This window comes from Alkaliphilus crotonatoxidans, assembly GCF_054658015.1.
This window is the reverse complement of sequence record NZ_BAAHXS010000003.1, coordinates 227,162-249,540: the sequence shown is the minus strand read 5'-3', so window position 1 is coordinate 249,540 and position 22,379 is coordinate 227,162. Positions and strand designations below refer to the sequence as shown.

The 22,379-nt window shown below is 43.5% G+C and carries 25 protein-coding genes and 1 pseudogene; 3 read left to right on the top strand and 23 right to left on the bottom strand.

The genetic code is table 11. From position 1 onward, the window contains the following. Positions 1-14 precede the first annotated feature (14 nt). Positions 15-647 (top strand): response regulator transcription factor, encoded by a 633-nt coding sequence (locus ACYQ1I_RS02160; protein WP_459762003.1) that lies wholly within the window; start codon positions 15-17, stop codon positions 645-647. Positions 648-679: 32 nt separating this feature from the next. Here ACYQ1I_RS02160 and eutM read toward each other — a convergent pair whose 3' ends face one another. The 22 genes and pseudogenes from eutM to ACYQ1I_RS02050 all read right to left on the bottom strand — a co-directional run bounded on the left by eutM (position 680) and on the right by ACYQ1I_RS02050 (position 19,478). Next, positions 680-970 (bottom strand): ethanolamine utilization microcompartment protein EutM, encoded by a 291-nt coding sequence (gene eutM, locus ACYQ1I_RS02155; protein WP_216437685.1) that lies wholly within the window; start codon positions 968-970, stop codon positions 680-682. A 72-nt stretch (positions 971-1,042) separates the two neighbouring features. Then, complete coding sequence (locus ACYQ1I_RS02150) at positions 1,043-1,693, bottom strand: phosphate propanoyltransferase (RefSeq protein ID WP_459762001.1); 651 nt, start codon at positions 1,691-1,693, stop codon at positions 1,043-1,045. After that, the gene (locus ACYQ1I_RS02145) at positions 1,694-3,235 is read right to left on the bottom strand and encodes an acetaldehyde dehydrogenase (acetylating) (protein ID WP_459761999.1); all 1,542 of its coding nucleotides are present in this window, start codon (positions 3,233-3,235) and stop codon (positions 1,694-1,696) included. Between the two features lie 400 nt (positions 3,236-3,635). Then, positions 3,636-3,899: pseudogene (locus ACYQ1I_RS02140) on the bottom strand (BMC domain-containing protein); the annotation flags it as partial. 19 nt (positions 3,900-3,918) lie between these two features. After that, positions 3,919-4,581 carry a cupin domain-containing protein gene (locus ACYQ1I_RS02135; protein ID WP_459761997.1) on the bottom strand — a complete coding sequence of 221 codons (663 nt, stop codon included), beginning with the start codon at positions 4,579-4,581 and terminating at the stop codon, positions 3,919-3,921. 42 nt (positions 4,582-4,623) lie between these two features. Further along, a complete protein-coding gene (locus ACYQ1I_RS02130; RefSeq protein ID WP_459761995.1) occupies positions 4,624-5,172 on the bottom strand; it encodes a BMC domain-containing protein in 549 nt (182 codons plus the stop codon). Between the two features lies 1 nt (position 5,173). After that, positions 5,174-6,502: a 4Fe-4S dicluster domain-containing protein gene (locus tag ACYQ1I_RS02125; RefSeq protein WP_459761993.1), complete on the bottom strand. Its 1,329-nt coding sequence runs from the start codon at positions 6,500-6,502 to the stop codon at positions 5,174-5,176. Positions 6,503-6,519: 17 nt separating this feature from the next. After that, positions 6,520-6,783 carry a EutN/CcmL family microcompartment protein gene (locus tag ACYQ1I_RS02120; protein ID WP_459761991.1) on the bottom strand — a complete coding sequence of 88 codons (264 nt, stop codon included), beginning with the start codon at positions 6,781-6,783 and terminating at the stop codon, positions 6,520-6,522. Continuing rightward, positions 6,780-7,082: a BMC domain-containing protein gene (locus ACYQ1I_RS02115; protein ID WP_459761989.1), complete on the bottom strand. Its 303-nt coding sequence runs from the start codon at positions 7,080-7,082 to the stop codon at positions 6,780-6,782. The genes ACYQ1I_RS02120 and ACYQ1I_RS02115 overlap by 4 nt, the downstream gene beginning before the upstream one ends. After that, positions 7,072-7,941 carry an ethanolamine utilization protein EutJ gene (eutJ, locus tag ACYQ1I_RS02110; protein ID WP_459761987.1) on the bottom strand — a complete coding sequence of 290 codons (870 nt, stop codon included), beginning with the start codon at positions 7,939-7,941 and terminating at the stop codon, positions 7,072-7,074. Before eutJ ends, ACYQ1I_RS02115 begins: the two co-directional genes overlap by 11 nt. Next, on the bottom strand, positions 7,923-8,585 hold the full coding sequence (locus tag ACYQ1I_RS02105; protein WP_459761985.1) for a hypothetical protein: 663 nt from the start codon (positions 8,583-8,585) through the stop codon (positions 7,923-7,925). The genes eutJ and ACYQ1I_RS02105 overlap by 19 nt, the downstream gene beginning before the upstream one ends. Beyond that, the gene (locus ACYQ1I_RS02100) at positions 8,582-9,040 is read right to left on the bottom strand and encodes a EutP/PduV family microcompartment system protein (protein WP_459761983.1); all 459 of its coding nucleotides are present in this window, start codon (positions 9,038-9,040) and stop codon (positions 8,582-8,584) included. Before ACYQ1I_RS02100 ends, ACYQ1I_RS02105 begins: the two co-directional genes overlap by 4 nt. Next, positions 9,037-9,390 (bottom strand): BMC domain-containing protein, encoded by a 354-nt coding sequence (locus ACYQ1I_RS02095; RefSeq protein WP_459761981.1) that lies wholly within the window; start codon positions 9,388-9,390, stop codon positions 9,037-9,039. The genes ACYQ1I_RS02100 and ACYQ1I_RS02095 overlap by 4 nt, the downstream gene beginning before the upstream one ends. Before the next feature lie 38 nt (positions 9,391-9,428). Continuing rightward, entirely contained in the window at positions 9,429-10,379 is a 951-nt protein-coding gene (gene cutD, locus ACYQ1I_RS02090; protein ID WP_459761979.1) for a choline TMA-lyase-activating enzyme, read from the bottom strand. A 51-nt stretch (positions 10,380-10,430) separates the two neighbouring features. Further along, on the bottom strand, positions 10,431-12,971 hold the full coding sequence (cutC, locus tag ACYQ1I_RS02085) for a choline trimethylamine-lyase (protein ID WP_459761977.1): 2,541 nt from the start codon (positions 12,969-12,971) through the stop codon (positions 10,431-10,433). Between the two features lie 56 nt (positions 12,972-13,027). After that, the gene (locus ACYQ1I_RS02080) at positions 13,028-14,515 is read right to left on the bottom strand and encodes an aldehyde dehydrogenase family protein (protein ID WP_459761975.1); all 1,488 of its coding nucleotides are present in this window, start codon (positions 14,513-14,515) and stop codon (positions 13,028-13,030) included. A 39-nt stretch (positions 14,516-14,554) separates the two neighbouring features. Continuing rightward, a complete protein-coding gene (locus ACYQ1I_RS02075; RefSeq protein ID WP_459761973.1) occupies positions 14,555-14,866 on the bottom strand; it encodes a BMC domain-containing protein in 312 nt (103 codons plus the stop codon). A 25-nt stretch (positions 14,867-14,891) separates the two neighbouring features. Next, positions 14,892-15,188 (bottom strand): BMC domain-containing protein, encoded by a 297-nt coding sequence (locus ACYQ1I_RS02070; RefSeq protein ID WP_459761971.1) that lies wholly within the window; start codon positions 15,186-15,188, stop codon positions 14,892-14,894. Between the two features lie 104 nt (positions 15,189-15,292). Beyond that, positions 15,293-15,559, bottom strand: coding sequence for a hypothetical protein (locus ACYQ1I_RS02065; RefSeq protein WP_459761969.1), 267 nt, complete (start codon positions 15,557-15,559; stop codon positions 15,293-15,295). Between the two features lie 15 nt (positions 15,560-15,574). After that, entirely contained in the window at positions 15,575-16,666 is a 1,092-nt protein-coding gene (locus ACYQ1I_RS02060) for a hypothetical protein (RefSeq protein WP_459761967.1), read from the bottom strand. 631 nt (positions 16,667-17,297) lie between these two features. Continuing rightward, positions 17,298-18,155 (bottom strand): MerR family transcriptional regulator, encoded by an 858-nt coding sequence (locus ACYQ1I_RS02055; RefSeq protein ID WP_459761965.1) that lies wholly within the window; start codon positions 18,153-18,155, stop codon positions 17,298-17,300. A 174-nt stretch (positions 18,156-18,329) separates the two neighbouring features. After that, on the bottom strand, positions 18,330-19,478 hold the full coding sequence (locus ACYQ1I_RS02050) for a 1-propanol dehydrogenase PduQ (RefSeq protein ID WP_459761963.1): 1,149 nt from the start codon (positions 19,476-19,478) through the stop codon (positions 18,330-18,332). 403 nt (positions 19,479-19,881) lie between these two features. Here ACYQ1I_RS02050 and ACYQ1I_RS02045 point away from each other — a divergent pair, with 403 nt between their 5' ends. After that, positions 19,882-20,766: an MBL fold metallo-hydrolase gene (locus ACYQ1I_RS02045; RefSeq protein WP_459761961.1), complete on the top strand. Its 885-nt coding sequence runs from the start codon at positions 19,882-19,884 to the stop codon at positions 20,764-20,766. Here the strand turns inward: ACYQ1I_RS02045 and ACYQ1I_RS02040 are convergent. Next, the gene (locus ACYQ1I_RS02040; protein ID WP_459761959.1) at positions 20,756-21,247 is read right to left on the bottom strand and encodes a peptide deformylase; all 492 of its coding nucleotides are present in this window, start codon (positions 21,245-21,247) and stop codon (positions 20,756-20,758) included. The genes ACYQ1I_RS02045 and ACYQ1I_RS02040 overlap by 11 nt on opposite strands. A gap of 255 nt (positions 21,248-21,502) precedes the next feature. On the opposite strand from ACYQ1I_RS02040, the gene ACYQ1I_RS02035 reads away from it, so the two are divergent. Next, positions 21,503-22,324, top strand: coding sequence for a helix-turn-helix domain-containing protein (locus tag ACYQ1I_RS02035; RefSeq protein WP_459761957.1), 822 nt, complete (start codon positions 21,503-21,505; stop codon positions 22,322-22,324). Positions 22,325-22,379: the final 55 nt, after the last annotated feature.

Here is a 22,379-nt window from a genome sequence, read left to right as displayed (position 1 = left end):
AGGGAGTAGGGAATATGCGGGTGGCTGTAGTAGATGATGATAAATTGGTTTGTGCCTCCCTTAAAACAATTTTAGAGGTGGAACCGGATATCTCTGTTGTGGGTACGGGCCATAACGGCAGAGAAGCCATTTCCCTTTTCACCAGCCTGACCCCAGATGTTCTCTTAATGGATATTCGGATGGATACCATGACCGGGCTGGAGGCAGCAGAGGCTATTTTGAAGGAGGATCAACATGCCAAAATCCTCTTTCTAACAACCTTTTCAGATGATGAATACATTATTAAAGCCCTCAGGCTGGGGGCCAAGGGCTATATTATTAAGCAAAACTTTGAAAGCATCGTACCCTCTTTGCGGGCCGTATATAGCGGGCAAAATGTTTATGGCGACAATATTATCAATAAAATCCCCCATTTACTAAGTACAAAGGGGCTGTTAGATTTTTCTTCCTTTGGTATATCTGATAAGGAGCTGGACATCATTCAAAGGGTGGCAGAGGGCCTCAATAATAGAGAAATAGCCAATCAGCTATACTTAAGCGAAGGAACCGTTAGAAATAGCCTGAGTACCATTTTAGAAAAGCTAAATTTAAGGGACAGAACACAGCTGGCAATTTTTTATTATAAAAACAAATCCCCTGGATTTTAGAATTAAATATCCAGGGGATTTATTTAAATAAATTATTTTGCAGCTTCTTTGGCTGATGGAAGGATCACTTCTACTTCTGAGTGGGGACGAGGAATCACATGGACTGAAACCAATTCCCCGACACGTTGTGCTGCTGCTGCACCGGCATCGGTGGCCGCCTTTACGGCCCCTACATCACCTCTTACCATGACCGTTACAAGACCGCCGCCAACATACTCCTTACCAATTAAATAAACATTTGCAGCCTTCACCATGGCATCTGCTGCCTCGATGGAACCAACTAATCCCTTTGTTTCAATCATTCCTAATGCATCATATTTCATTTTAAATTCCTCCTAATTGTTTATTTTTTTTAAGCAAGCTATATTATAATTTTTCAATTATAACCCTTTATTTTATTTGATAATTTTTACTTTCGAGCTATTGGTAAGATTCATGGCATTGGCTTCCTCTGTATCGATATGACACTCCAGGGCAGAATCATCATTGGCTCTAATCATCACATTGTCATAGGTACCGCCCCTTATGTCGTCAAACTTGATAGAAACCAGCTGACCATCAGAAACCCCTAAATCTCTGGCATCTTTCGTTGTCATATGGATATGCCTTTGGGCCACGATTAATCCTTCTTCAACATATACGGAACCCTTTGGCCCAATGATGGTAATTCCAGGGGTATTACATAAATCACCCGATAGTCTGATATGGGGCACCACCCCCAGCCTAAAGCAATCTGCCGATAGAACTTCAACCTGGGTCTTGCTCCTTACGGGGCCCAGCACCCTCACCTTTTCAATAGCACCCTTTGGCCCGCAAATCGTTACGGTTTCCTTGCAGGCATACTGACCAGGCTGCGACAAATCCTTCAGCTTCACCAGCTGATAATTTTCTCCGAACAGAATATTTAAATCCCGCTGAGAAAGATGAATATGTCTGTTTGAAACCCCCACTGGAATTTCAAGCAAGCTATTATTTTCTGCTGTATTGGCTTCGTTAGCTTTGACAGTTTCCAGCAAAAGCTTCAGTATGGCCTCACATTTATCCATTTAGGCTTCCCCCTTCATGGCCTTTACAATTTGATTAACCAGCTTCATCAGCTCTTCATTGGTGGTGGCGGTACTGCCCACGGTATCATTGACAGCGGTATGTTCCTTTGATGCTGCTACATACTCTGCAGGGCTTAAGGTTCTACATTGACTTTGAGCCCCAAGGCGGTGATTGGAAGATGCTAATGTTGCACAGTCCTTCAAACCATAGGCAACCTTCTTCAGGTTAACCAGGTGCATTGGCGTAACATTTTCAGATACTGAGCTGCCTCCCCAGGTACCACAGCCAAGGGTAAAGGATGGGATCAGCCCTGTACTGGCACCGGTTCCCCCCTGACTTCCCCCGGTATTGACCAGAATCCGGGCAGCGGGCTTTCTAGCAAATTTCATGACAATGTCTCTGTTTTCCGTATGAATACTCATGGTATGCCCGATTCCATTCTGAAGCAGCTGAATACTCAATTCACATGCTTCTTCCCAATTGTTAACTGTATAGAAGCCAAGGACAGTGGTGAGCTTTTCAAAGGATAGTGGATAGCCTTCCCCTACCCCCTTCTGTTCACCGATCAACACCCTGGTGCCCTCTGGAATAGAGAACCCCGCAGCCTTTGCAATCACCTGGGGTGACCTGCCAACGAACTGGGCATTCATGTTATGGCCATTCTTGAATAACAAGGCACAAACCTGCTTCGTTTCCTCTGCTGTCATAAAATAGCCACCTTGTTTTTTAAATTCCGCCACAACCTGATCACGGTTGACGGCCTCACAGATAATTGACTGCTCTGACGCACAGATTGTACCGTAATCAAAGGTCTTACTTGCCATTATATTGCTAACGGCCTGTTGAATATTGGCACTTCTTTCAATATAGGCAGGGGAATTACCGGCTCCTACCCCAAGGGCCGGCTTGCCGGCGCTGTAGGCGGCCTTTACCATACCTGGCCCACCGGTTGCTATGATGATGGCTACCTCCTTGCTCTTCATCAATTCATTGGTGGCACCAATGGATGGCATGGAAATGCATGAAATAATATTTTCAGGGGCCCCTGCTTCAATAGCAGCCTTACTCATTAATTGGGCCGCTTTATTAATACATTTTACAGCAGAGGGATGGGGTGAAAATACGATGGCATTTCGGGATTTGATTGCAATCATAGCCTTAAAAATAGTCGTTGATGTGGGGTTAGTGGATGGTATGATTCCCATTACTAAACCAACCGGCTCTGCAATTTCAATCACCTTGTTTTCCACATCTTCTTTGATGACACCAATGGTCTTCATGTCCTTAATGGCATCGTATAAAATGGTGGAGGCTAACTGATTTTTATAGGTTTTGTCCTCCACTTTCCCAAATCCTGTTTCTTCCACCGCCATTTGGGCTAAACAGACTGCATTTTCTTCAGCAACTTTTACCATGTTCTGTAAAATTTTATCAATTTGTTCTTCACTATAATCGGCAATTTTTTCAGTTGCTATTTTTCCCAGGCGTGCCAGGTCCCTTGCCTCCTGAATGGAGCGCAGATCTCTATCAAAATTCTCCATTGTGTTGTCCCTCCTTTTACAACCTTCAGTAAATAGCCTATTGATAATGTGCTTTTATTTTATCGATCAACAGCTTTTTACTGGCTCTATTAATTTCTTCATCCGTCATTTCTAAATCATCGTATTGATGAGCCAGAGCCTTCAGCTTGACCGCCTTCAGCTTCCTTAACAATTCAATCACTCCGTCGATTCCCTGCTCCTTTAACAGCCTATCCAGATCAGCCTTTTGTAAATTCTCTCTATCCATTTGGAAAGAATCGGCTTGATCTTGATCCTTGGGGCTTTCATCAATCCTTACATCCATCAAATCGGGCCCATTGATATCTTGACAGTCCCCCTGATTGTCATCCTTCTGGGTTTCTTCATGATCATCCGTATTGTCTGTTATATGCTTCATTCCCATTATCCTGTCTAATTCTTCATGGGGCCTCGGTATGACATGCTCTGAAACAAGCAGGGAAGCATCAAGGTGATTGATGGCTGCAACACCAGCCTCAACCGCTGCCTTGACAGCCCCTACGTCTCCAATTATTGCTATTGAAACCAGGCCGCCGCCAACGCAGGTTTTTTCAAAAAGGCTGACATTGGCTGATTTAAGCATCGCATCTGCCCCTTCAATGGCAGCCAGCAGCCCCTTTGTTTCTATTAAACCAAGTGCCTTCATAGCTTAACCCTCCCTCAGTTTACAATAAAGGATCCGCCCAGTTTGCAGGATAGGTTGTATAAAATATCCGAGCCTTATCAGGTGAACCCCATACTACCCTGGCACCCGCCGGTACAAACAGTACGTCTCCAGAATGAGCAGTATAGGTCTTCCCATTAATCTCCACCGTTAGGGTTCCTTCTATCACGTAATCAATTTCTTCGTAGGCCAATTTCCAGTCAAAGCGGGAGTTTTCTATTGTTAGAAATCCTGCACTCATTTTAGCTTCCTCTTTGTTGATTAATTCCTGACAATGAACCTTTGCCCCTGGATTCCCTGTATCAAATTCATCCATTTTAACCGTATTGCCCCTGACCAGCTTAAAGCCCCCAGGGTCACGTTCCGAAACATAGGGTGTACTTGGTATGTTCAGGCAATTGAGCATCTCCTGTAAAAGCCCCTGATCCATCATGGCTTTAAATAGAGTAATCAGCATTTCATTATCAATTCCATCTATAGGGGAGCTTGTCTTCTTAACTGCTTTTAATGGATCTATGGGTGGTGTTGTGGTGAAGGCTATTCCATTGGCCTTTGCCAGATCCCTGGCGGAAGGGGTGATAATCACATTGCCGTCAACATAAATTTCCGTCTCACCCTGTTTCATTATTGCCTCCACGTCCTTTGCAACAATCAACCGCTTCATTTCCTCACATCCTTCCTTATAAATTACCTCTTCTCTTGTTGACTACAGTAGGGATTGTAATAGTCGGTCAGAGGGAGAGGGGATGATCTCACTATTCACCAGGAAGCCCTTTTCTTCCATAAGGGCCATGGCTGCTTCTGTACCAGCCTCTACTGCAGCCACATCTCCGGTGAAGGTAAAGAATGATTTTCCTCCCAATCCGGTACCCAGCCTAAGCTCTATGGGCTCTAAGCTGGCAGCCTTTAAAACTGCATCAGCCGCCATCACCATATTGGCCAGAGAGAAGGATTCCACTATACCCAGTGCCTGTATCCTTTCCGGCATGGTAGCCCCAGTAATGGCTGGGAAAACCAATGGGCTTACATTGGGAATGATAATTGAATCAATCCAAAACTCCTCCGCCAGTTTCTCGCCTACACTGATGGACTCCTTTACGGCCGCAACATCACCATTTACGATGGCAATGTACTTGCCTGGGCAGGTAGAGCTGGCGGTGACAATTTCAACCTCTGAGGTTTTAAGCATTTGATCCGTTGCATAGATGCCCCGGGCAATACTGGTAAACTCCACCATTCCAATTGCATTAGCCATATTAATCCCTCCTTATGACGATAAATTCTTTTCCAATCTCGATAACGGTCCCTGAAATACTGGCATGAATGGAGGCCCCCAGGCTTCCCTCTGGAGCCCTTCCGATCAGATCCCCTGCCTGAACATGGTCGCCAAGGGCCACCTGACAGTTGGCCGGGGCACCAATATGCTGTTGTTTTCCAATATGAACTGTTTCAGGCTCCAACACAATATCTGCTAAGGGCGCCGGATTATCAAATTCCCTTAATCCCAAACGGGCAATCAGTCTTTTACTGGGTACCTGCCTGTACTTACGGGTTTTTCTTACTTCAAATGTACTTTTTTCCGGCTGATATCGTATATTTTTTTCAGCAAGCCTTTCTTTGAAATATACATTGGCAGCCCTGGGATACAGCCCTACAGGACACGAAAACAACTCACACAGGTTGCACTGGCAGCATAGCTGGGCGTTTTCCTGGGGCTTTCCAGGCTGAAATTCATATGCCATCGCCCTCATCATTATATGGGGCTGGGTATTGTGACCAATTAGATAACGGGGACATAAATCCGTACACATTCTGCATTGTTCACAGGAAGCTCGGTTTACCCTTTTCGCCTGGCTCGTCTCAATGGATTTTTTCTGGATTAAGGGATGATGCTTTTTCAAAATGATAAATCCTTTGTTCTTCTTTGTGATATACCCATCGAGCTTTTCCATGACCGGCCCCATCATAGGCCCACCATCAATCACTGTATAATCTTCAAAGTTGCTTATTCCGCTAAGTCTTAGCACATCTATTATTTTAGCTCCCACCGGTACCTTCACTGTCAAAGGCCTGGGTACATCACCTGATATGGTAATGAACTTCTCTGTAACTGCCTTGCCCTTGGCTGCATTGTAAATGTTTAATGCCGTTTCGCTGTTTATCACAGTACATCCCACCTGAATGGGGATACCGGCTTCGGGAACAATTCTTCCTGTAAGCTCATAGACCAATACCTGTTCGTCTCCTGCCGGGTAGATATCGGGCAGCTCCTTTACTTCTATCAGCTCCTCCAGCTTCAGCTTATTAATGGTATCTCTCAGGATGGAAATGACCTTTTTGTGCTTTCCTTTGATGCCGATGATTCCCTTTTTTGCCTCTACCAACCCCTGGGCTGCAGCAAAGCCCTGGACAATTTCATCAGGGTACAGCTCCATTAATTGTTGATCTACTCTCAAAAGAGGTTCACATTCAGCCCCATTTAGAAGTATATATTCTGCCTTTGATGCCAGTTTGGTATGGGTCGGAAAGCCTGCCCCACCGGCACCAATCACCCCTGCATCCCTCACTTGATCTAAAAGACCCATGGTATTACCTCCTGTATTTAATTAAAATGACAATCTTCATCAATGATTCCTACAACAACTGCATCCACTGGAATATCATCATTACCCAGCATTCTGCGGGCCGAGGAACCGGTACAGATCATAACTCGATCCCCTATGCCGGCACTGATAATATCCACTACGATCAGCCTTCTGCCTTCATTGATCCCCCCGATTTCCTCTGCCAGCATCAGCTTAAAGCCGTTGAGTGATTCAGCCTTTCTGGTTGCCCATACATTTCCAATTAATCGTGCTGCTATCATAATGAGCTTCCTTCTTTTATCCTGGTTTTAATTTCATTCATGGCCGATTCCACAGAGGCTGTATCGCCGAAGATTGCAATTAAGATCATATTTTGAGGACAGCTTCCCCGGATATCCTCAACAGTAACACCAACGGCTTTTTCTGCTATATCTGCTGCAAAAATCATTTCGATCATTCTTCCCTGAATCAGGCCCACCGCATCAGCACTGATTAAGTTAGCTGAGGAATTTGCTCCCATACGCCGTTTTAGAATCTCCATTGTCCCCTTTGAAGGTGATTTTATTATTCTAAACTCCATTTTCCTCCACTCCCTGTTCAATCATTTTCCTGGCGCAGCTAAGGGCGATCCCTAAGGGGGTAACAAACATCGGATTTTTCGGCTTATGGGTGAATATTCCCGTCTGCCTTTGAATGATTTCCTCGATTCCAGCCAAACAGCAGGTTCCCCCTACCAGTGAAATTTCCTTTACATCGTGATTCCTTACATGATAATTGATAATGGACGACACCTTTTCAATGACAGGCCTTAAGACAGGAAGTAATTCCCTATGTCTGCTACCATCTCTTTTAAATTGATCTGCCTCTGAAAAGGATAATCCATAGGCCCCTGAAATTACCAAAGAAAAATGGGTTCCGCCGGTGGGTTCATCAGCCACGTATATCACCTTTCCATCCTTCAGTATGGAAATCCCGGTTGTGCCACCACCGATATCCACCACTGCCCCATTTTCAATTTTAAGGACTTCATTGGCAGCCGTAGGCTCATCCAATAGATTAGTTAATTCAAATTCTGCTGCTTCCACCACATTTTTAATAGCTCCAGAATCCAGGGAATCGGTTCCCGGCGGAATGGCGGCGGCTGCATAGGTCAAGGGGGCACCAAGCTTTTCCTCAAGCTCCTGCTTTAGTTCCCTGACAATCTTTACGGCACCAATATAGTCAACCACCATCCCATCCCGAACCACATCTGCGTATCGATAGGCCCCTGCTACAGGTCGATGGTTTTCATCCAGCACGGCCAGCACCACACAGGCAGTTCCTAGATCTACACCGGTGTAATAGGCTTTAGCCCCTTGTGCAATGGGTTTTTCCATCACTGCTTCAAAATCATGAATCAGCTTGTCACAATATTCAAAGGTCAATTGATTTTCTGGCATATTTTCCCTCCTACTAAGGAACAGATCATCTGGGACAGCGAGTTAATGATTGCAGAAAGGCCCTTGATAACGTCCCTTTCCAAAAAATGACCTGCTCCATTTATTTCAGCAGCCCAGAAAAACAACTCACGCAGGGTACAACGAAGTAAATGCAGGTTCAGAATTTCTCGGCTTCTTTGGTGCTTGATATGGCCCTCTGTAATTTCAAAGCAGTCTTCCCTGTCATCGTAGAAGCTATTAGAATTGATTCCAGCACATTCTGTACAGTCAATCCCCTTAAGCTCACCCTTTCCCTCTAAAAAACATCGGATATTAGACAACCTTTTTCCTAGATCAAACACCCGCTGGGCTAAGATGAAATCTTCCTTCAAAATTTCACTGCCTGTAACAAGGAATCGGGCCTCCAAAGATTTTAATTGATAACAAAGCCTCTGAAGATTATGATTTAAGACTGCTAATCCTTCAGGCTGGCTTGCTGAAGCAGTTTCTTCATTACATGGGGCTTCCTTCACAATATCTATCCTCTTATCTGATAGATATTGACTTGCTCCGGGTGTCAGGCGTTCCTCCTGATTCAATTGAAAGGTACGAAAAGGCTCTCTTCTATACAAATCCCTTAAATATGCTTCGGTGATAAATTTCATAACGGCCCCCTTTCTTTACCCGTTTCCAATAAATATTTCTTTAAAGCCTCCATTTCAATTCCCCCTGAAGGGCTAATCTCAAAATATGGCCCACAGACCCCCGTCATTTTCAGCTGCCTTAAGCAGTTTTCTTTGTTTTCCGGCATCAGGTCACATTTAGTGATGATGCCTATTACTGGACATCGAAAGGCCCTGGCAAATCCATGGGGATACACGTCCTTCCTTCTGCTTTGATCAACCAAAAGCAATACATGGGAAGCATCCTGGGCGGCTGAAATGATGTGCTTGTACATCCAGGGGCTCTCCAGATAGGCCCCCGGCACATCAATGGTATTTTTACCATAGATCATATCCTGGGTTCGCTTTAATTTACCATGGTAATTGTTTAATGCATTGACCAGGGTAGTTTTGCCGCAGCCTGAAGGGCCCATCACCATAATACGTTTCCTTCTCATGTTCGTGTAATGGGGGCCGGGGTGAAGCCAAGGAGATTTTTCAACGTATCATTTACCGTTACCAGCGCCGTCTCAACACTCTGGACATCCCCATTGATGACGACGGACCCGGTAAAACGATCCAGGAATCCAATTTCAACATCTGCACTCTTGGCTGCAATGTCTGCCGCAATAATGGCGGTTTCGTAGGGAGTCAGGGTTAAAATTCCTATGGCCCCCTCTTCATCAATTCCTAACCGTTCATAGATATCTGACATGGGGGATGCAATCACATGGGCAATTGTAATTTGCTTCCCTGGTACCGACTCCTGTATCACACGCTGTATATTTCTTTCAAACAATTCTCCCATAAACCTTACCCTCCCCCTGATTTTTGAAATAAAAGACCTTAATGACGAACCACTTCCACAGGTAAGTCGTACTTTTTAATCCAGCCCTCAATTCTGTCTAATTCTTCACTGGTCAGGCTTGGGTCCCCCTCCATGGGATATTCGATACCCAGCTGCTTGTATTTATTGACTCCCATCTTATGATAGGGAAGCAGATCAATCCCTTTAAAATTCTTATAGTCTTTGTAGGGCATCAAAAATTCCATGGCCCTTTCAATATCTTCTCTGGCGTCATTGACTCCCTTTAGCAGGGGCATTCTTATTTTGACATTGTATCGCAGCCGAAGGAGCTCCTGTAGGTTCTCCAGAATCTGTTCATTCCTCACCCCGGTAAACTGATAGTGCTTGTCAGAGTCGATATGCTTTAAATCAAAGAGAAACAGATCTGTAAATTCTGCAACCTTTAATACCGATTCCAGCCTTCCATAGCCGCAGGTTTCAATTGCGGTATTGATCCCCTCCTGCTGACAGGCCATCAGCAGATTGGCGGCAGCCTCGGGCTGCATTAGTACCTCTCCGCCGCCCAAGGTAACGCCTCCGCCGGAAACCTCATAAAAGGCCCTGTCCTCCTCAACGATTTCCACAAGCTCTGAAATTGTCTTTACTTCCCCTGCTATCGATAAGGCCGATTTCAGGCAGGCCTGAGCACATTTTCTGCAACCGGTGCAGTCAATACTACGATTGACCTCATGCAGCCCTTCGTTAGAAATACCGTGTATTCCAACGGGGCAAACCGAAATGCAGGCACCGCAATTGTCACAGGAGCTGCCCTTGAACATCACCCGATACTGCTTCATTAGCCCTTCGGGATTGGCACACCATTTGCAGCGGAGGGGGCAACCCTGAAAGAATATAAGGGTTCTTACCCCTGGCCCATCGTACATATTATATTTTTGAACATTGAAAATAGTTGCTTTCCGTTGGATTCCACCTAAATTTTTATTGCCCATATAATTCAGTCTCCAGTCTATATTCCTCTGCCGTTTCCAAAATAGGAATCGTTAGAAGTGGGTTAACACTGTTCTGCTGATGATTTCATCCTGAACATCCTTGCATAATTCCACAAAGAATGCACTGTACCCGGCCACCCGAACAATCAAATCACGATACTGCTCTGGATGTTTTTGCGCTTCGATTAAAGTGTTGTTATCTAAATAGTTGAACTGCATTTCACCCAATCCAAGGGCGCAGGCACTCCTAAGGAGGGTAATAATGCCCTGTTCTCCTTCCTTTGTATCCAGAAGCCCGGCTATTAGCTTAAAGTTGTGTACCATTCCTATATTCATGTTATCGCAGGCCATTTTCGATACAGATTTAATAATGGCAGTAGGCCCTTTATAGTCTGCCCCCTGGGATGGACTGATTCCATCTGACAGCGGCATCCATGCTTTTCGGCCGTTTGCCGATGCACCGGTTAATTGACCGAAGGGTGTATTGTTGGAAATGGATAGGGTACCATGGCTCAATACGGAATACAGGGTCTTATATTTCCGATGCTCCTTCTCAGTAAAGTTGATCAGATCCGCCGCTATATAATCAGCATAATCTTCATCATTACCATATTTCGGTGCTTCCAGGCAATCCTTTCTAAGTTGTTCATATCCCACAAAATCAGCTTTTAAGGCTTCATTTAGCTCCCTGAGGGTATATTTCTTTTCATCAAATACCAGCCTTTTAATAGCCGCCATGGAATCGGTATAGGTTGCCAAACCACTCCATACCACCCCCGGACCAAAGTTGTACATTGCTCCGCCGGCTTCTACCCCTCTGCCCTTTTCCATACAGCCTTCATACATAATGGACATCAAGGGCTTAGGAGCCAGCTCCTTATGAACCCGTTGGGAAATGACTGTGGCTACACTGCTCCATTTGGTAATAAATTTAATCTGCTCTTTAACAGCCCTGTCAAATTCTTCAAAGGTCTTAAAATCATCGATATTACCCATATCAGGACAAACCTGCTTGCCATACCAAAGGGGTACCCCGTTGTTCAACACCAGTTCAATACAGATGGGCCATTGGGTGTAGGCAGTAGAGGTCCATTGATATAATCTGCCGGATTTTTGTGGTTCAACACAGCCCATTAAGCAGTAATCCCTTGCATCTTCAATGGAAACTCCCTTAGCCAGCATCATTTTGATATGAACATCATCAAAATGACATGCTGGGAAGCCCATTCCTGCCCGTACCACATCCACTATCTTTTTCAGGTATTGATGGGGTGACTTGCTATGAATCCGGCAGGCCAAGGACGGCTGATAGATTTTAACATGCCGAACTGCATCCATCAGCAGGTATGTCAGCTCATTGGTTGCATCCCGGCCATCCCTTGTGACACCCCCGACACACATATTGACAAAGGGCTGATAGCCTGCGAAGAATTTGGAACCGCCCTCGCTGGTAATCCACATCATCTCTGACATTTTAATCAGCATGCAGCCGGCCAATTCAAAGGCCTCAAAATCAGTCATCCTGCCTGCTTCTATATCTGCCTTGTAAAAGGGATACATGTATTGATCTACACGACCTATTGACATCCCTGTCTGATTTTCTTCCACCACCAGCAGGGACTCTATTGTCCAAACAGCTTGTATGGCTTCCCAGAAGGTACTGGGTCTATGGGCCGGAACCCTGGCATTGACCTGGGCTATCTGCTTAAGCTCAGCCTTCCGCTTGGGGTTCGTCTCCTTAGCTGCCAGCTCCTCTGCATATTCAGAAAGACGTTTGGCATAGATCATGACACCCTCTGTGGTATCAATCACTGCCTTATAGAAATAGATTTTTTCTATATCCTCGGGATTTTCATAATCTAGCTTGGCCAGATGGTCCTTTGCTTCCTGCTGAATATCCAGCATACCCTTTTTCATTAAAATCACATCGTAGCCCGGGTTGGAGTCCCCTCCCCCATTAAGGGCATGGTAGGAGCAATCTGAAACAAAGGATTCTCCCGAAAGCTCCCAGACCCCGGCTTCACGATACTGGTCTTCACAATATTCGTCAACAGACTTCCCTTTCCAGTAGGGAAACAGTTCTTCACGCATAATCCTTTTATCTTCTTCTGAGATGTAGAATGGGTCCTGGGGTCGATTACCGATTGTATCAATTTCATCAACCATCCATCGCCAGGCTATATCCGGCGAAAAGGCGCCTGCCCGGGGTGCACCATTAGGGGCCCCCACAATCAACTCGTGATCCTGAATAACCAAAGGAGCTGTTTCACAGCAATATTTAAAGCATTTGGCCCGTAATAAAATCTTGGGCATACCGGGATTTTCCTTGGCTATTTTGGTAATGGCCCTGGCACGATGGGTTGTGATGCTGGGAACATGCTTCAGATAATTTTCCTTTAATTTTGTCAAACGTTCTGTCATTCCGTCGGGAATCCCTCCGTCCCCCAATCTTGCTGGGGTTTTGGCCGAGGGAGCCTCCTTTGCCATGTCCTTTGATATACGCTGAAACATTTTCATTAAAGCGTCCCGCTCTTCAGCAGACATATTTTGAGTAGCTTCCATAAATTTGCTTGAAAATTCACGAATATCCAATTCCTTACCTCCTATTTCATTATCCCTCTGATTCTTTTCAGGTGGGTATTTGTTTTTTATTTCAAATTCTCTAATACCTTCTTTAATACACTTTCCAGCCATTCCATCTCGTTTGTATCACATTCCTTTACTTCAGCCCACCCGGCTGTGGGGTGGTTGTTCAGTAATTTTCCCTTCATCATCTCATCTGCTGTACGTACGCCATAGCCAACCTTACGGACATAGATTAAATTTTTAGGTGACACATTATCCGATGTCATACCATGGCCGGCGGAACCACTGCCCAAGGTCATGGAAGGAAATAAATTGGTCGTTGCCCCCATGCTTCCCAGGGCACCTGGGGTATTGACCAGCATCCTGCCCACGGGTTTTTTCAGGGCAAATTGTCGTATTACCGCTTCATCCCTTGAATGGATTACCAGGGTATGTCCATGCCTGTCGCTCAGTAATAATTCAATACACTTTTCACAGGCGTGGATCCAGTCATCTTCAATATAATAGGCCAATACGGGACAAAGCTTTTCCCTGACATAGGGATTATTTTTTGATACATACTTCTGTTTGGATATTAAAATCCTTATGTTATCAGGTACATTAAAGCCTGCCATCTTTGCCAATTGCCGTGCTGTTTTCCCCACAGCTACCGGCTTAGCACTGCCATCGCTATGGAAGAGGAGCTGTTCAAGCCTGCTTGACTCTTCTTCACTCATAAAATATGCACCGTTCTTTTTCAGCTCATTTTGTACTTCTGGCTCAATACGGCGATCCACCACAATAGATTGCTCTGCCCCTGAAGCAACGCCATTATCAAAGGTCTTACTGGCAATGATGTCTTTAACGGCCTGCTGAATATCGGCCGAAGCCTCTATAAAAGCTGGGCTATTCCCTGTTCCCCCATATATTACTGGTTTTCCCGATTGATAAGCTGCCTTTAGCAGGCCTGACACCCCGGTATTGATGATTAATGAAGCATCCTCATGATTCATCAGGGCCAGGGTACCGGCGGCAGTCACATTCTGAAGATAAGCCAGGGCTCCCTCCGGCAGGCCGTATCCCTCTGCCGCCCGTATTAAAATATCTAATGCCCTGGTAATGGATCTTTTGGCCCTTGGATGGGGTGAAAAGATTATGGCATTTCCAGATTTGATTGCAATTAAGGCTTTATATAGGGTGGTGGAAACAGGACTGGTGGACGGACAAAGGGCAACAATAACCCCCACCGGTACACCGATATCCATGGTTTGATTTGTCTCATCCTCACTGATTATTCCAACACACTTCATGCCCTTAAGCCTACTGGTGAGATAGCTTAAAACGAATTTATTTTTAACATACTTATCTTCCCATTTACCATAGCCCGTTTCATCCTTCGACATTCTTGCCAGCTCAGAAAGATGCTTTTCTAATTCCTCAGCCATTCTTTCAACAATTTCATCAAGCTTTTTCTGGGAAAAAGCCGCTAATTTTCCCTGGGCTTCCCGGGCATTTTCAACCAGTATTCGTGACTCTTGTATGGAGAGTAAATCGTTGTCTATGATATTCATCTTTTCTCTCCCTTCCTTATCAACTGTTCAATCAACCACTTACTTTTGAGGCAATAAATTGGTAATCTTATACCTTTCAATGATCTTTTCAAGATCCTGGTGGGGTCGAGCGATTACCACCGAACTGTAGAGATTTCCGCCTTCCATCCCTTCAACCGCCTTTACCCCGGCTTCTACCGCTGTTTTGCATGCACCAACGTCGCCCCTGACCAGCACCGATATATATCCCGAAGCTACGTTTTCATAGCCGACCAGCTCCACATCGGCCGCCTTACACATGGCATCCGCTGCTTCCAGAACAAATACTAAACCAAAGGTTTCAATTAACCCCAAAGCTTCATAGCTTGCCATATAAGCATCCTTCCCTTCCTGACTTTTATAGGTCTATATCATGAATTGAAACAATATCACCCACTGCTCTAATGGGCCGTGGCATAACATTTTTGGCTGTTAATTTACCGATGGCAGCCGCTGCTTCAGCACCGGCCTCCACCGCCGATCTTACCGCCGCCACATCACCCTTAACCATAATGGTCACTAGCGTTGATCCAACGTTTTCATAGGATACCAGTTCAACATTTGCTGCCTTCAGCATTTTATCCGCTGCCTCCAGTGCCGGCACTAATCCTACTGTTTCTACAAGCCCCAGTGCTTCATCGCCATAATACCTCATTGACATTTCCCTCCTCTTAAAAAAACCAATGATATCTGTAATATTTATAAAATTGAATTTTCCAGGTTTAAAATTAGTGGAACCTTTACAGAAGGCTGTTAAGATCAATCTTTAATATATTTATTGATGATTGCTGCTCCTTCCGCCGGGGCATGGTAATAAACCCTTAACTCTCCATTCTTATCTAAATCAAATCGTGTTTCCTCAAGTAGCCCATTGGCTTCCGCCGTCATGAGGGCAATGGTTACAGCTTTTTTATTTAGGGCTTTGAATCTGCCATAGATACCCTGAAGTGCTTCAATGACATCATCAGCGCAGGCTTCCTTTACCGTTGTAAAATATTTTAATATAGCATAATTAAGCGGTTTCACTGTAAATTCCCCTCCTTATACTGTCTTCTTTTTAAACAGATCCATTGGATTCATGGCAATTACTAAAATTCCAAAGATCATAAGCATGGCGCCAATCCAAACGACGGGTGGCAAAGCCCATCCCTCTATACCTGCAAATAACCCCAGCACAATCCAACAGCAGAAGGGACCCCAAAATGAAAAGGTAGCATTACAAGCCATACCCAGGGCAGCACCGCACATGCTATTCCCCCTGTACCAGCACATGTAGGAAAGAAAGGCACAAAGGCCGCTTAGGCCAAACCAGATCATGGCAGCACTACTGGTAAATGCCTGGGCAACCAGGCCAGCTGAAAAGCCAACGCCATCACCAAAGATCATACCGAAGATTGGAACCAGAATGATTAAATTTGATAGCCCTGATGTTGCCTGGCGAATGGTAATTCCAATTTCTGAGTCAATCATTGAGGTACCATAGCCTGCAACACATCCTTCAAAGCCCCATCCCAGGGCGGCTATAAAGGCAATACTTAATCCCAGTAGCATTTGTTCCGGTGCGTCACCGGCAAGGCTTGTACTGCCAATTAAAAAACTGGAAGCCACACAAATGATAATACCGGTGACCATACGCTTGTTTAATTCCTGTTTAAATAGCACCCTTCCTAAAACAGCACCAATGGCTGGACAAAGGGCAGTAATGGGAATCACAATAGACCCTGCCATTTGAAGGCCAACAACATAGGCTGTACTTGAAATGGGGCCACCAATGAGGGCCGCCAGAATCATTATCTTTCCCGGTGTTGTCTTAAGACAGCGAAAGAAATCACCCAGTTTTCCCTTTACAGCGGCATAAATCATGGCCCAAAGGGCACTACATGTGTCATTTACTGCGCTCCCCAGGGCTCCCAGTAAATATGTAATGACAACCACCGATAAGCCTGCTGTATTGGCTCCATACCAATCAGCCCAAACCCCCTTGGTCATACCAAGGGTCATAAATGCAGAATACAGCCCGTAGGTGAGGCCTGAAAATAATGCAATTGAAATCCCTTTCTTAAAAAAGTTGGATGCCAATTGCCTCTTGGCCTCAATTGCAGATGAATTCATTACTTCCGACACTTCACTCATTAGATAAAGCTCCTCCCTTAAACGTTTTCATGATGTAATGATAAGTACAAAATCAATAAAGACCTACAATGACCTGTTAAACTTTGAACAAATATTCATAGCATAGGGCAGTATTTGCTAAAAAACTGCTGTGCTATTTTCAGGTACAATTAAAACCCTAAACCCTTTTCATCCATTGTATTTGGCAAGTTTAATTTCTTAGTTTAAATTATAATCCTTCCCCTAAAGGGGAGAGTCAACATAGATTTTCACAATAATTATCAATTGGTATTTTAAGGTCATTTATAACAAATTTCATTTCAGCTATATTCCCTTCTGATTGAGCTGTCATGTTTATTTTTCAAGAACTCCACTGTAATTTTAGCAATTGATCACCGTATTGCATTTTGTTAATTTATACCAAAACAATAAGCACCTTAAGAAATTAATCTATCTAAATCAATTTCTTCAGGTGCTCCTTCGATTGTTTTACCTTCCCCCTAGGGGAAGGTTCCGGTTAACAAAAAACCCCTATCTTCTTCCTATTCAAAGTCGTATTTCTGCTACTGCTTACTCAAGCGCAGCTTCGACTTCGATAGTTTTTTGAATTTAGGGGCTTTTGGTCAAGCTAATGATGTAATTTTTGACTGCTTTATTTTCCTGAGGCAGCGTTTTGATCCTTTTCTCGATAGATCTTAATAATTACCTCCGTTACAAACTCCTGGCTGTTTTTAGTTGTCCAATAGTCGGTCACATATCTTTCATAGGATTTATCCTCATGCTCATATCCATTTTTCTTAATCCAGTCAATGATTTTTTGATAGGTCTCATTTATCGTTTCATGGGATCCCACATGATAGCAGGATGCCACCATACATCCTCCAAATTCTACAGTCTGACTCTCATCACATTCCAAAATTGTTTCTTGAATTATTTTCATTTTATTGCAGGTTCCATTCATCTTTTCAGTAATAGAGGGAAAATGAATAATTACAGGGCCTGTTATTGCATTATTGATACTTTCAACATAATTAGTAAATTCTATATTGATGATGGAATCCATATAATCGTATTTAAAATCCTGATCCAGATATACCATTCTACGTCTATCCAAGTATTTTACCGATACCTCACTGATATCGTTTTCTATTGTCATCTGGGCTTCAATAATAAGATCATACCAGTCCCTGAGGGATTTCATTTTTAAATTGATCTCCCTTTCCAGTTCTTTAAGCTGGTCGATTTTGTTTCTAAAGCTTCTTTCTATGTCGGAATAGGTTGTTCCCTGAAGAAATCCCTTCATTTCTTCAAGCTTAAATCCACTCTGCTTATAGTATTTTATGATTGGTATCGATAACAGAGTTTTTTTACTGTAATATCGATAGCTATTTCCGTCAGAAACCTTGTCAGGAGGCAATATTCCCATTTTATCATAGTACCTAAGGGCTTTTTTTGATAAGTTACATATTTCTTCAACCTTCCCTATTCCAAATAATTTACCTTCCGTCATAACAACACCACCCCTATTTTTAATAGTTGTAATGAAATTAAGCCTTTCTGCCATATACATCTATCATTTTACATAATATTTAAACAAATGTACATGTATTTTTTTGACTTTTATTAAATTGATCTAAGGTTAGTCAATTTAAAAACCACCCATTTCTGGGTGGTATTACCTTTATTATTTAGAGCCTGCTGCTTTGTCTAATACATTTAATAAATCTTCCTCCGTAACCTCTCTGGGATTGGTCGTCGTACAGATATCCTTCATGGCCGCTTCAATTATTTCTTCCTTTGCTTCTGCCAGTAGGCTTAAATCAGCCCCCTGTTCCCTTAATGTGGCTGGAATTTTTAATTTCCTTTTTAGGTCTTCAATGGATCTAATTAAATTATTTACTCCTATGGTTACAGTTGAGGCGTGTAGATTTAACAGCTTAGCCAGTCTCTGATATTTTTTGGCGGCGGCTGAGTATTCCCTACTGTAGCTATCTTTATTTAATTCGGCGTTATATTCTATGACATGGGGAAGGATAATTGCATTGCTTCTTCCATGGGATATATGCAGCTTTCCTCCCACTGCATGGGCTAAACTATGGGTAATACCCAGGCCTGCGGAGTTAAAGGCCATACCGGCCAGGCAGGAGGCATTATGGATTTTTTCCCTTGCCAGTAAATTGGTGCCATCTTCAAAGGCCTCGGGTAAAAATCGAAAGGCTAAGGTAATGGCCTTTTCTGCCAGGGCATCTGAAAAATCGCTGGCATCTTTAGAAACATAGGCTTCTAAGGCATGGGTAATCACATCCATACCCGTATCTGCCGTAATGGCCTGGGGTACAGAAATGACAAGCTCTGGATCAAGAATTGCCACCATGGGCAGCAAGGACTTATCGGCCAGGGCATATTTTAATCCCTCTTCCCTATTGGTGATGACTGCATATTGGGTGGCTTCAGAGCCTGTACCGCTTGTTGTGGGAATAGCAAAGCATTCCTCTATTTCTGAACCCGGTGCTAAAAATTGTTTTGAATATTCCCTTATGGCCTTGGTTGCATCAATGGACGAGCCGCCCCCCAGGGCAATTAATACAGTGGCTTTAGAGGCCTTCAGGGCTTGAATACCGGCTGCAACAATTTCTACCGAAGGGTCCGGAAGGATATCACTAAATACAGTTACCTGGCAATTAACCAGCTTATCCTGGATTTTTTCAACCATTCCAGAGGATTCTATAAATTTATCACATACGATCATAACCCTTTTATTTTTAACTTCACCTAATCGACTTAACGAATCCTTACCAAAATAAATATTTGTTCTAATACTAAATTCCTTCAACTATATACCTCCTAATTTTTGCCAAACAAATTGATGAGCCGGTTATAGTATTTTATCATTACCTGGGAAATAACACGAAAATGGTCAAAATAAGTCTTTATTGATGCTACTATATCATAATGTGATATAAATAACAATACATCTATTCCAATCAAATGCCGGGAATATTATTTGAAGGCTTCGTTTCACAGTGAATCTATTTATTTGATCCTGCTCCCCTTTTTTTGTCTCTATTATTGCTCCACAAGGAATTGTTAAATTTCTTAATTCCATCCTTATGGTATCTTGTTCAAGCTGGAAAAGGCCGGAAGGGTTTACTTTTTCAGTATCGCGTTATATAATAGGAATAAAATTTTCAGTACATTCAGGCTATTTATTTTTTATACATAAGAGGAGTGAAAACATGTACGAACTAATACAGGCTGCAGAAAACAGCTACTACATTAATTGCCCTGCCAAAATAGGCCTTGTTAAGGTGGATGCTGCCAATGTCTGTTTGATTGACTCAGGAAATGATAAAGAGGCCGGCAGAAAGGTCAGGCAAATTCTTGAGGAAAATGGCTGGCACTTAAATGCCATCTACGTTACCCATTCTAATGCAGACCATATTGGCGGGAATCAATATTTGCAAAAACAAACGGGCTGCAAGGTTTTTGCCCATGGTATTGAAGCAGACTTTACTAATCATCCTCTGTTGGAGCCTTCCTTCCTCTATGGCGGCTTTCCCCCCAAGGATTTGCGGCATAAATTTCTGATGGCCCAGGAAAGTCAGGCCCAACCCTTGACTAAGGCAGATTTACCAGCGGGTATGGAAATTATTCCTTTACCAGGCCATTTCTTCGACATGGTAGGCTACCGCACCGCCGATGAGGTGATTTATCTGGCTGACTGTCTTTCCAGCGAAGAAACCCTGAAAAAATATCAAATCAGCTTTATTTATGATGTGGCCCAATACCTTGAAACCCTTGAGCGAGTCAAGAAAATGCAGGGAAGGCTATTTATTCCCGCCCATGCTGAGGCAACTGAAGATATTAGGCCCCTGGCCCAGATCAACATTGATAAGGTCCATGAAATAGCAGAAAAAATCCTTACCATCTGTAAGGCTCCAATGATGTTTGAGGAGGTTTTACAGATCCTTTTCAATGACCTTGGATTAACCATGAACTTCAGCCAATACGTCCTTGTGGGTAGTACGGTTCGCTCCTACCTTTCCTGGTTAAGGGATTCCAAAAGGATGGATATTGTATTTACCGAGGGTAAAATGCTGTGGGAAACCGTTAAAGGATAACGGGATTTTTCATGACAAAGGATTGATTGTCTACTGCCCTCATGGTAGCCAATATTCCGTCCAGATGATCATACTCATGCTGCAGCAGCTCTGACAGATCACCTTCTAATTCCATGACACATTCCCTCCACTCCATATCATGGTAGGTAATTATGCATTTTTTATATCTTTTTACGGAAACATACAGCCCCGGAAAGGACATACAATCATCCAGCACCTCCATCATTTCCGTCTCAGGATAAGTTAAGACGGGGTTAATTAATACAACGGCTTTGTCAATGTTCATATAAATAAGCCGCTTTCTAACCCCGATCTGGGGGGCCGCAATGGCCCGTCCTGCACCATATCGCCTGCGATAATCCATTAATGTATCATGCAAATCTTCAATTACCCTCTTTAAGTGAGGTATTTCTTCCCTTTTCACCCCTTCACTAACCTCATACAGCTGTTTATTTCCTAGAAGCAAAATTTCTCTTACCACCGTCTCCTCCTCCTTTAAGCTATAGCCTGAAGCATATTGGACAAGCCTCCATACTGTTCAGCCCATTATTTATTTAATTATAACAATCTTACTAAAGCTGTTGCAATTTCATTTTATATGCAGCGCCTATTTGATAAATAGATAGATTATGCTATACTAAAGGAATTAAAGTTAGTATTCACTAACTTGCGATTGAAGCTACTATGTTTACTAAATAGCTTATATCACTATTATTCAGGTAAGGGAGGTAATCAAGTGAAAATTGAAATTAACAGGCTGGCGGAGCATTTCGCCCGTACCTCCTTTCAGGTAGTACATGTGCATCGTTTTATTCGTGAACCAGGAATGAGCTATCATGCCATATCTGAACCATTTCCCGGCTTTGTATTTCCATTAAAGGGCAGTGCTGAATTTATATTTGACGGAACCCCCTACACCCTAGAACCTGGAAATGTATTACATGGCGGTGCCCATATGCAATTAAACAGACGGGTTCTAGGTAATACCCACTGGGATTATTTACTTGTGCTTTATCGAGTGATTGAACCTGAGCCCCTGGGATATTGCCTGTCAAAGCTGCATTTTCAACTTACATCTGGCCCTAGCCCACGCCTTAGGGAGCTTCTTAAGAGGCTATTGCAGGTATCCAATTGCCCCGATGGAATTTCTGCGTTTCAAACAGAAACCCTATTTCGCTGTGCCCTTGAGGAGTTATTTGTCAGTGTACGTGATCAAAGCAATGATGATGCCAAGGCTTTATTTAATCAAATTACCAGGTATATCCATGAACATTATATGAACCCCTTAACCGTTAAGGCTCTGGCAGAGGAAAACGAGGTGAATGAAAACAGGCTCTTTTACGTATTTAATAAATATGCCGGTATGGGACCCGGTAATTATTTGATGTCGTACCGGCTTAACCAGGCCAGGCATCGTCTTCTAGTTAATGACGCGCCCATAGGTGAAGTGGCAAGGAGTGTCGGCTATTCCGATGCACTGTATTTCAGCCGTCTATTTAAAAAACAATTTGGTGTCTCCCCCAGCGGCTTTCGAGAGAGGTTCAGGAATAATCCATAAAATTTCAAGTTGCCTCTATTTCAATAACCCTTATGTTTTGCTATACTAGCCTTAG

Bases quoted from the DNA above. Each gene is read 5' to 3' on its own strand.
- ACYQ1I_RS02060 (WP_459761967.1), bottom strand. From the start codon at position 16,666: ATGAGTGAAGTGTCGGAAGTAATGAATTCATCTGCAATTGAGGCCAAG.
- ACYQ1I_RS02115 (WP_459761989.1), bottom strand. From the start codon at position 7,082: ATGGAGTTTAGAATAATAAAATCACCTTCAAAGGGGACAATGGAGATT.
- ACYQ1I_RS02095 (WP_459761981.1), bottom strand. From the start codon at position 9,390: ATGGGAGAATTGTTTGAAAGAAATATACAGCGTGTGATACAGGAGTCG.
- ACYQ1I_RS02125 (WP_459761993.1), bottom strand. From the start codon at position 6,502: ATGGGTCTTTTAGATCAAGTGAGGGATGCAGGGGTGATTGGTGCCGGT.
- eutJ (WP_459761987.1), bottom strand. From the start codon at position 7,941: ATGCCAGAAAATCAATTGACCTTTGAATATTGTGACAAGCTGATTCAT.
- ACYQ1I_RS02100 (WP_459761983.1), bottom strand. From the start codon at position 9,040: ATGAGAAGGAAACGTATTATGGTGATGGGCCCTTCAGGCTGCGGCAAA.
- ACYQ1I_RS02075 (WP_459761973.1), bottom strand. From the start codon at position 14,866: ATGGCAAGCTATGAAGCTTTGGGGTTAATTGAAACCTTTGGTTTAGTA.
- eutM (WP_216437685.1), bottom strand. From the start codon at position 970: ATGAAATATGATGCATTAGGAATGATTGAAACAAAGGGATTAGTTGGT.
- ACYQ1I_RS02045 (WP_459761961.1), top strand. From the start codon at position 19,882: ATGTACGAACTAATACAGGCTGCAGAAAACAGCTACTACATTAATTGC.
- ACYQ1I_RS02055 (WP_459761965.1), bottom strand. From the start codon at position 18,155: ATGACGGAAGGTAAATTATTTGGAATAGGGAAGGTTGAAGAAATATGT.
- ACYQ1I_RS02120 (WP_459761991.1), bottom strand. From the start codon at position 6,783: ATGATAGCAGCACGATTAATTGGAAATGTATGGGCAACCAGAAAGGCT.
- ACYQ1I_RS02160 (WP_459762003.1), top strand. From the start codon at position 15: ATGCGGGTGGCTGTAGTAGATGATGATAAATTGGTTTGTGCCTCCCTT.
- ACYQ1I_RS02135 (WP_459761997.1), bottom strand. From the start codon at position 4,581: ATGAAGCGGTTGATTGTTGCAAAGGACGTGGAGGCAATAATGAAACAG.
- ACYQ1I_RS02150 (WP_459762001.1), bottom strand. From the start codon at position 1,693: ATGGATAAATGTGAGGCCATACTGAAGCTTTTGCTGGAAACTGTCAAA.
- cutD (WP_459761979.1), bottom strand. From the start codon at position 10,379: ATGGGCAATAAAAATTTAGGTGGAATCCAACGGAAAGCAACTATTTTC.
- ACYQ1I_RS02145 (WP_459761999.1), bottom strand. From the start codon at position 3,235: ATGGAGAATTTTGATAGAGATCTGCGCTCCATTCAGGAGGCAAGGGAC.
- ACYQ1I_RS02105 (WP_459761985.1), bottom strand. From the start codon at position 8,585: ATGAAATTTATCACCGAAGCATATTTAAGGGATTTGTATAGAAGAGAG.
- ACYQ1I_RS02130 (WP_459761995.1), bottom strand. From the start codon at position 5,172: ATGGCTAATGCAATTGGAATGGTGGAGTTTACCAGTATTGCCCGGGGC.
- ACYQ1I_RS02080 (WP_459761975.1), bottom strand. From the start codon at position 14,515: ATGAATATCATAGACAACGATTTACTCTCCATACAAGAGTCACGAATA.
- ACYQ1I_RS02070 (WP_459761971.1), bottom strand. From the start codon at position 15,188: ATGAGGTATTATGGCGATGAAGCACTGGGGCTTGTAGAAACAGTAGGA.